Annotated in this window: 7 protein-coding genes; 3 read left to right on the top strand and 4 right to left on the bottom strand. The window is 74.8% G+C overall.

The window, feature by feature from the left end; genetic code table 11:
- Positions 1–34: 34 nt before the first annotated feature.
- The gene (locus tag AAH979_RS37175; protein WP_346262820.1) at positions 35–1,387 is read right to left on the bottom strand and encodes a HAMP domain-containing sensor histidine kinase; all 1,353 of its coding nucleotides are present in this window, start codon (positions 1,385–1,387) and stop codon (positions 35–37) included.
- Positions 1,384–2,076 carry a response regulator transcription factor gene (locus AAH979_RS37170; protein ID WP_346262819.1) on the bottom strand — a complete coding sequence of 231 codons (693 nt, stop codon included), beginning with the start codon at positions 2,074–2,076 and terminating at the stop codon, positions 1,384–1,386. Before AAH979_RS37170 ends, AAH979_RS37175 begins: the two co-directional genes overlap by 4 nt.
- Before the next feature lie 203 nt (positions 2,077–2,279).
- Here AAH979_RS37170 and AAH979_RS37165 point away from each other — a divergent pair, with 203 nt between their 5' ends.
- Positions 2,280–2,795 (top strand): septum formation initiator, encoded by a 516-nt coding sequence (locus tag AAH979_RS37165; protein WP_346262818.1) that lies wholly within the window; start codon positions 2,280–2,282, stop codon positions 2,793–2,795.
- A gap of 49 nt (positions 2,796–2,844) precedes the next feature.
- Here the strand turns inward: AAH979_RS37165 and AAH979_RS37160 are convergent, their stop codons facing one another.
- Positions 2,845–3,798: a terpene synthase gene (locus tag AAH979_RS37160; protein WP_346262817.1), complete on the bottom strand. Its 954-nt coding sequence runs from the start codon at positions 3,796–3,798 to the stop codon at positions 2,845–2,847.
- A 24-nt stretch (positions 3,799–3,822) separates the two neighbouring features.
- The gene (locus AAH979_RS37155; protein ID WP_346262816.1) at positions 3,823–4,452 is read right to left on the bottom strand and encodes a TIGR03085 family metal-binding protein; all 630 of its coding nucleotides are present in this window, start codon (positions 4,450–4,452) and stop codon (positions 3,823–3,825) included.
- A gap of 206 nt (positions 4,453–4,658) precedes the next feature.
- Between AAH979_RS37155 and AAH979_RS37150 the strand changes: the two genes are divergently transcribed.
- Both AAH979_RS37150 and AAH979_RS37145 read left to right on the top strand, forming a co-directional pair.
- Positions 4,659–6,689 (top strand): ABC transporter ATP-binding protein, encoded by a 2,031-nt coding sequence (locus AAH979_RS37150; protein WP_346262815.1) that lies wholly within the window; start codon positions 4,659–4,661, stop codon positions 6,687–6,689.
- Positions 6,686–8,482 (top strand): ABC transporter ATP-binding protein, encoded by a 1,797-nt coding sequence (locus tag AAH979_RS37145; RefSeq protein WP_346262814.1) that lies wholly within the window; start codon positions 6,686–6,688, stop codon positions 8,480–8,482. Before AAH979_RS37150 ends, AAH979_RS37145 begins: the two co-directional genes overlap by 4 nt.
- Positions 8,483–8,572 lie beyond the last annotated feature (90 nt).

The following is an 8,572-nucleotide window of genomic DNA, read 5'->3' as shown; positions in this document are numbered from 1 at the left end:
AGACCCGGTGAACGATAGTGGACACCGCACTAGGTCAGCTCGGTGCCATCCCGGACGGCGACTGGCGGGCGGCGAGCGGTGGGCCGAGGACGACCGCCACCCGGGCGCCGCCACCGTCGGAGTCGGACAGCTCGAACCGGCCGCCGCTGGCCCGGGCCGCCCGGCGGGCGATGTCCAGGCCCAGCCCGGTGGAGCCGGCGGCACTCGCCCCGCGTCGTACCAGGCCGGCCTGGTCGAGCGGGGTCGAGGCGGGGCCGACCAGGGCGGGTGGCAGTCCGGGGCCGCTGTCGGTGACCGTCAGCAGCGCACCGCCGCCGGGGCGCGGCGCCAGCGCGACGGTGCAGCCGGTCCCGTCCGGGGTGTGCGCGAAGACATTGCCGAGCAGCGCGTCCAGCACCGCCGCCAGCTCGTCGGCGGGCAGCCGTACCGGAAGCGGGTGGTCGGCCAGGTCGAGGCCGAGCGACCGTCCGGTGTCCTCGGCCAGTACGGTCCAGAACGCGACCCGCTCCCGGACCACCGCCGTGGCGTCGCAGGCCGGCTCGGTACCGGTGTCGGTGCCCCGCCGCCGGGCCTGCCGGATCAGCCCGGTCACCGCCCGCTCCACCGCGTCGACCCGTTCGGTGATCCGGGCCGCCTCCCCGGGGTCGGCCAGCGACTCGGACTCCAGCCGCAGCGAGGTCAACGGGGTACGCAGCCGGTGCGACAGGTCGGCGAGCTGCTCGCGTTCGTCCCGCAGCAACTCCTGGATCCGGGTGGCGAGGTGGTTGAGCGCGCCCGCCACCGCGCGTAGTTCCGCCGGTCCGGACGGGGTGGCCCGGGCGGTCAGCTCCGCGCCGGCCAGCCGGTGCGAGACCGCCGACAGCTCGGTGATCGGGGCGGTCAGCGACCGGGCCAGCCGGTCGGCGACGGCGAGGCCGAGCAGCAGCAGCGCCACCCCGAGCGCGGCCAGCACCAGCCAGGAGCGGTAGACGCCGTGGGTCAACTCGTCGGCGGAGACGAAGGTGCGGATCACCGCCGTACCGTCCGGACGGCCCTGCACGGCGACCAGGATCTCCCGGCCGTCCTCCCGGGCGACGGTGAGGCTCTCGCCCCGGGCGGCCAGCTCCACCCCGTCCGTCAGCGGCGCGTCGTCGCCGAGCACCGCGCCGTCCGGCAGGAAGACCGTGACCGGCCGGTCGGCCGCGGCGCCGACCTGCTCGGCGGCGAGCCGCAGCCCGTCCTGGCCGGCGGTGCCGACCAGCGGGACCAGCGCCTGTACGTCGGCGGTGGCGGCCACCACCGCCCGGTCGGCGGCAACCCCGCGCAGCAGCACCGCGAGCGGGACCAGGAAGGCCAGCAGCACCAGGCCGGTGGTGGCCGCGACGAGCAGGGTGAGCCGGCGCCTCACGACGCGGTCCCGGGTACGTCGAGCCGGACCCCCACCCCGCGCACGGTGTGCAGGTAGCGGGGCTGTTGGGCGGTCTCGCCGAGCTTGCGGCGCAGCCACGACAGGTGTACGTCCACCGTCTTGTCCGCGCCGCCGTAGGGGAGCTGCCACACCTCGGTCAGCAGTTCGCGCTTGCTCACCACCCGACCGGCCCGAGCGGCCAGGTGGTGCAACAGGTCGAACTCCCGGGGAGTCAGTTCCAGCGGTGCGCCGGCCAGGGTCGCCTGCCGGGCCGCCGGATCGACCCGCAGCTCGCCGACGGTCAACACCGCCGGGCCGTTCGCCGGGCCGGCACCGCGGCGCAGCACCGCCCGGATCCGCGCGTCGAGTTGGGCGGCGGTGAACGGCTTCACCACGTAGTCGTCGGCGCCGGCGTCCAGCCCCCGGATGATCTCGGCCTCCTCGTCCCGGGCGGTGGCGATGATCACCGGGGTACTGTTCACCGCGCGGAGCATCCGGAGCAGCTCCAGCCCGTCCAGGTCGGGCAGCCCGAGGTCGAGTACGACGAGGTCGGGTCGGTCGTCGAGGACCCGTTGCAGCCCGGCCATCGCGGACTGCACGGCGGCCACCGCGTGCCCCCGGTCGCGCAGCGCGTGCAGCAGCGGGGTACGGATGGCCGGGTCGTCCTCGATCAGCAGTAGGCGCGCCACACCCGGCACGGTAACCCGGAAACGCCCACCGGCACCCGGTCGGCGGTGCCGTGGCGGCGGGACCGGGCTGGTCGTATGCCACGTCGCGGACCGTCCCGCCGGACACCCACCGGCAGCGCGCCGTGCCGGCGGAACGGGTCCGTTAACGGTCCCTTAGGGTCCGCCGGCGCCGGCCTTAACGCGGCGGCGGGCATCATCGGAGCATGCGTCGACGTACCCTGCTCGCCGTGGCCGGCTGGCTGCTCGCCGCGCTGGTCGCGACCGGTACCGGGCTGGCGGCCGTACAGGTGATCGGGGCTGGGCTGACCGGGCCGGCGGGTGAGGTGCGCAGCCCGGACGAGGTGGCCCGGGCGCTGGCCGCCACCCCGCCGCCGTCCGCCCCGGGTGCTGTCCCGCCGGGCGGTCCGGCGCCGTCCGGCGGCACCGCCAGCGCGGGGCCGATCCCCTCCGCCGCACCGGGCTCGCCGGCCGGCGCGGACGACGCGCGCCGGCTGGTCTCCACCCCCGGGGGTACGGTGCTGGCCGAGTGCGCCGGCCGCCAGGTGTGGTTGACCGCCTGGACCCCGGCCCAGGGCTACCGGGTCGGCGAGGTCGAGCGTGGCCCGGACGACGATGCCGAGGTGACCTTCCACGGCTCGGGTGGGCGGATCGAGGTCGAGGTCGAGTGCGTGGCCGGCAGGCCGGTGCCGACCTGGAAGTCGCACAGCGACGACGACTGACCGCACCGGTCGCGCCGCGGCTGGCCGCACCGGCCGCACGGCGGCGGATTCAGCGGTAGCGGCCCGCCCCGAGTGACCAGTCGTAGCTGCCCCGGATCCAGGCCCGGCGGGCGGCGACGAACCGTAAAGTGTCCGGGTCTCCGCCGGCCAGCAGCTCGGACTCCAGCCTCAGGTACGCCCGCAGCCCGGCGTTGAACCGGCGGGCCGCGTCGAGGAGTCCGGCGTGTTCCTCCCGCCCCGCCTCCCGGGCCAGTACGACGATCAGGTTGTGCCCGTCCCGGCCCTGCCGGCGCTCCTTGGCGTACGAGAAGACGTCGTTGCACCAGCAGACCAGGTCGGCGGCGAGGTCGTCGAGCTGGGACGCGTCGAGGTCGGCCTGGCAGACGGCTTCGGCCAGTCCGCCGTACGCCAGGTCGGTGAGGGTGAAGCTGGGGCGTACCCCGCCGGTGTGCCGGCGCATCTGGAGGTACTCGGCCACCGCCGGTACCCGGTCCCGTTCCCGGTTCGCCGCCTCCCAGAGCAGCGCCAGCAGGTAGTCCCGCATCTGGGCGGCGAACCGGAGCAGCAGCCGGGGTGGGCCGTGTGCGCGTACCCGTCGGCAGAGGTCGTGCAGGCCGGCGGCGGTCGGGCCGGCGACGGTGGCCGAGCCGGGCGGTGCCGGCCCGCCGCGCAGGTCGAGTACGTCGAGCAGTTGCCCGACGACCGGGGCGAGCCGGCCCGGGGCGTCGCCCAGTCCGTCGTCGTCGCAGCGGTCGTCGAAGGTGAACAGCCAGGTGAACAGGTCGGCCAGCAGCCGGAGCTGCTCGGGCCGGGCGTCCGGGCAGGCCCGGCCGGCCAGGTCGGCCGCGTTCGCCCGGTCCAGCCGGCGGGCCGCGGCGGAGCTGCCGACCAGGCCGAGCTCGGCGGCCCACCGGGTCGACTGCGGCCCGACCTGCCCGACGTGCGCGCTGACCCGTTCCGGGAAGGGCGGCCGGGTCAGCCACGCCAGGGCGAAGGCGCGCATCGGCACGTCCGGCCGGCTCGTGGGTCAGAGTCCGAGTTTCGCGGTCCGCAACCGCTCGGTGAGCGCGGGCGGGCCGACCAGTTGCACCCGGGCGACCCGTTGCCGGCCGAACAGGAACATCAGCAACTCGCCGGGCGACCCGACCATCCGGAGCTGCTCGCCGCCGGCTCCGGCGGTGGTCTCGCCGTGCTCCGGCGCCTGGATCAGCAGCGCGGCCGGAAACCGGCGCAGCGATATCCGAGCCATCGTCGGGATGCGCTTCCAGAGCGCGGCCTGCTGCCCGGCCGGAAGCTGCCGGGGCTGCCAGTCGGGCCGGGCCCGCCGGACGTCCTCGTGGTGCACGAAGAACTCGATCAGGTTCGCCAGCTCGTCGACCGGCGGCAGCGCCAGCGGGCTCCACCGGGGCGGACGCCGGACCAGCTCGACCAGCGCGGGGTACGGCTTGCCGGCCACCGCCGCCTGGACCCGTGCCCCGTGCCGCCGTAACGGCGGGAGCAGCAGGCCGGCCGCCGCGTCCGGGCGGCGCTCCCGGACCACCAGGTGGGCGGCGAGGTCCCGGGCGGCCCACTCCGGGATGATCGTGGGTGCGTCCGGCCCGATCGCCAGGAGGAGATCGGCCAGCGACTGTCGCTCCGTGTCCGCGTAGCGGGGCATGCCTTGATCGTAAATGCTGATCCGGTCGACCGGCGCGCCATGGGCCGGCCGTCTCCGCCCCGCGCGTGGTCCGGCACCGGGGACCCGGTTGTGACAGCAGACACAATCAGGGCCGAGTCGGTATCACCCACGCCAATCGGTTCGTCAACCCCGCATCTGATCAGTAAGGATGAGCTGGACGCAAGAGGCTTACGGCGGGGGACAGCGTGGCGGGCAAGACAAGCCGGGACATACTCATCCGGGGGATCAGAGTCCTCGGCTACGCGGTCCGCGACGAGCCACGGATCTTCGCGGTCGCGGTCGGTGGCAGTGTTCTCTACAGCCTGTTGATCATCGCCAGCGCGTACGTGGTCGGTGCCGTAGTCGGCGACGTGGTGGTGCCGTCGCTGGAGACCGGCCGGGCCGACCTGGCCGCGGTGCTGCTCGGCGCCGCCGCGCTGCTTGCGGTCAGCCTCGGCCGGGTACTCGGCATGTTCGGCCGCCGGCTCGGCGCCGGATTCATGCAGTACCGGTTGCAGGCCAGCTACCGGCGCCGGATCACCCGCCGCTACCTGGAACTGCCGCTGTCCTGGCACCACCGGCACGCCACCGGCACGCTGCTGTCCAACGCCAACTCCGACGTCGAGGCGGCCTGGTTCCCGATCGCGCCGCTGCCGTTCGCGGTCGGCACCCTGGTGATGCTGGTCGCGGCGATGGGCTCGCTCTTCGTCACCGACTGGGTGCTCGCGCTGGTCGGCGTGGCGATCTTCCCCGCGCTGTTCGCCCTGAACGTCGTCTACTCCCGACGCATGGCGCCCCGGCAGGCCCGGGCCCAGCAGATGCGCGCCCAGGTCAGCGCGATCGCGCACGAGAGCTTCGACGGGGCGCTGGTGGTCAAGACCATGGGCCAGGAGGCCCGGGAGACGGCCCGGTTCGCGGCCCAGGCCGGCGAGCTGCGGGACGCGCTGATCTCGGTCGGCCGGCTGCGGGGCGTCTTCGACCCGATGCTGGAGACCCTGCCCAGCCTCGGCACCCTGGCCGTGCTGCTGGTCGGCGCGGTCCGGTTGAACCAGGGCGCGGTCACCATCACCGAACTGGTCAGCGTGGCGTTCCTCTTCACCGTGCTGGCGTTCCCGGTCCGGGCGATCGGCTGGGTCCTCGCCGAGCTGCCGCGCAGCGTCGCCGGCTGGGACCGGTTGCAGTCCGTGCTCACCGCGACCGGCGAGATGCCGTACGGCGACACCACCCTGGACCGCCGGGACGGCCGCCCGGCCACCCTCGTCTTCGACCGGGTCACCTTCGGGTACGCCCCGGCCGAACCGCCGCCGGCGACCGCCGCCGCCGAGCCGGGCCTGGCCACCGAGCAGCCGGAGGCGGCGGCGCGGCCGACCGGGGTGGCAGCGCCGACGGATCCGGCTTCCCCTGATCCGGTTCTCGTCGAACCGGCTCCGTTCGAGCCGCCGGCACCCGGGCCGGTGCCGGTGTTGCGTGACGTCTCGTTCACCGTGCCGGCCGGCCGCACGGTGGCGCTGGTCGGGCCGACCGGCTCCGGTAAATCGACCATCGTCTCCCTCGCGGTACGGCTGGTCGACCCGGACGCCGGCACGGTGACCCTGGACGGGGTCGACGTGCGCTCCCTCACCGCCGCCTCGCTCGCCGGCAACACCGCGCTGGTCGCCCAGGTGCCGTTCGTCTTCGACGACACCATCCGGGAGAACATCACCCTCGGCCGGGAGGGCATCACCGACGACGACGTCTGGGCGGCGCTGCGGCTGGCCGAGGCGGACGGCTTCGTGGCGGCCCTGCCGGAGGCGCTGGACACCCTGGTCGGGGAGCGCGGCGCGGCGCTCTCCGGCGGCCAGCGGCAGCGGCTCACCCTGGCCCGGGCGCTGGCCGGCCGGCCCCGGCTGCTGGTGCTGGACGACGCCACCAGCGCGGTCGACCCGAGGGTGGAGGCGGCGATCCTGGCGGCGCTGCGGGGCGGGCGGTCGGAGCCGGCCGACGCCGACGGCCCGCCGGGACCGGGGGCCTCGATCCTGGTGGTGGCGTACCGGCGGGCGACGATCGCGCTGGCCGACGAGGTGGTCTACGTCGAGCACGGCCGGGTGGTGGGCCGGGGCACCCACGCCACGCTGCTGCGTACCACGCCCGGGTACGCGGCGCTGGTCACCGCGTACGAGCGGGCCGAGGCGGAGCGGGAGCGGGAGCGGGCGTACGAGGATCCGGCGACCCGGCGAGGCGAAGAGGTGGACGCGTGAGCACGACCACGACCATGGCCGGGGCGGTGCCGGAGCGGGCGGAGAGCGCCTGGGGGACGTTCCGGCGAGGGCTGGCGCTCTCCCCGGAGCTGCGTACCGGCCTGGCCGGCACCCTCGGGCTGGCCCTGGTCTCGATGGTCGGCCGGGCCGCCGTACCGGTGGCGATCCAGCAGGGCATCGACCGTGGGCTGCGTGCTCCCGGCGGGCCGGACATCGGGGTGGTCGGCATCGTGGTCGCGGCCACCGCGGCGGTGCTGGTGGTGACCACGATCTGCGGTTACCTGATGATGCGCCGGCTGTTCACGGTCAGCGAGACGGCGCTGGCCGGGGTACGGGTGCGGGCCTTCCGGCACGTGCACGACCTGTCGACCCTGCACCAGCAGGCGGAGCGGCGCGGCTCGCTGGTCTCCCGGGTCACCAGCGACGTGGACCAGATCACCCAGTTCCTCCAGTGGGGCGGGGTCATCCTCCTGATCAACCTCGGTCAGGTGGTGGTGACCACCGTGGTGATGGCGGTCTACTCCTGGCAGTTGACCCTGGTGGTGTTCGGCGCGTTCATCCCCGCCCTGGCGGTGATCCGGGTGTTCCAGAAGCGGCTCGCCGCCGCCTACGGGGTGGTCCGGCAGCGGCTCGGCGCGATGCTGGCCGCGGTCTCGGAGAGCGTGGTGGGCGCGCCGGTGATCCGGGCGTACGGGGTCTCCGGCCGGACCGCCGAGCGGCTGGACCGGACCATCGACGCGCAGCGCCGGGCCCAGCAGCGGGCTATCCGGACCAGCGTGATCAGCTTCTCGACCGGCGAGATCGCCGCCGGGCTGGCCCTGGCCGGGGTGGTGGTGCTCGGCGTCAAGCTGGGTGTCGACGGCTCGCTGGGGATCGGCGAACTCACCGCCTTCCTCTTCCTGGTCACCCTCTTCATCCAGCCGGTGCAGATCGCCACCGAGGTACTCAACGAGGCGCAGAACGCGGTGGCGGGCTGGCGGCGGGTGCTGGACGTCCTCGACGTGGCGCCGGATGTGGCCGACCCCGGCGAGCAGGGCGTCGACCTGCCGGCCGGGCCGATCGACATCCGCTTCGCCGGCGTCGACTACCGCTATCCGGGCGGCCCGCCCGTGCTGGTCGACGTCACCGTGGACATCCCGGCCAAGACCCGGGTCGCGGTGGTGGGCGAGACCGGCAGCGGCAAGACCACCTTCGCGAAGCTGCTGACCCGGCTGATGGACCCGTCCGGCGGGGCGGTGCTGCTCTCCGGGGTGCCGCTGGACCGGGTCCGGTTCGGCTCGCTGCGCTCCCGGGTGGTGATGGTGCCGCAGGACGGCTTCCTCTTCGACTCCACGGTGGCGGAGAACGTCCGGTTCGGCCGGCCGGAGCTGACCGACGAGGAACTGGCGCTGGCCTTCACCGAGCTGGGTCTCGGCGACTGGGTGGAGGGGCTGCCGCTCGGGCTGGCGACGCCGGTGGGGGAGCGCGGCGAGGCGCTCAGCGTGGGCGAGCGGCAGTTGGTCGCGCTGGCCCGGGCGTACGTGGCCGACCCGGACCTACTGGTGCTGGACGAGGCGACCAGTGCGGTCGACCCGGCCACCGAGGTACGCCTGCAACGCACCCTGGACGCGGTGACCCGGGGCCGGACCACGGTGGCGATCGCGCACCGGCTCTCCACCGCACAGGCCGCCGACGAGGTGATCGTGGTGGACCGGGGCCGGATCGTGCAGCGGGGCCCGCACGAGGAACTGGTCAGCGACCCGGGTTCGGTCTACGGCCTGCTCTACGCGTCCTGGTTGGAGCAGACCCGGTGAGGAGCGGGCGAGGAGCGGTGACGGCGACGAGATGGACGCCGACTGCGCGATAGGTTAGCCTCCCCTTACTAAGGTCAGGCTAACTCGTCG

The organism is Plantactinospora sp. ZYX-F-223 (genome assembly GCF_039649625.1).
Classification (GTDB): Bacteria; Actinomycetota; Actinomycetes; order Mycobacteriales; family Micromonosporaceae; genus Plantactinospora.
Note: the sequence above shows the minus strand (reverse complement) of the source record. Positions and strands in the feature narration are given on the sequence as shown.

Coding starts and splice junctions, on each gene's coding strand:
- AAH979_RS37155 (WP_346262816.1), bottom strand. CDS start 4,452: ATGCCCCGCTACGCGGACACGGAGCGACAGTCGCTGGCCGATCTCCTC.
- AAH979_RS37165 (WP_346262818.1), top strand. CDS start 2,280: ATGCGTCGACGTACCCTGCTCGCCGTGGCCGGCTGGCTGCTCGCCGCG.
- AAH979_RS37160 (WP_346262817.1), bottom strand. CDS start 3,798: ATGCGCGCCTTCGCCCTGGCGTGGCTGACCCGGCCGCCCTTCCCGGAA.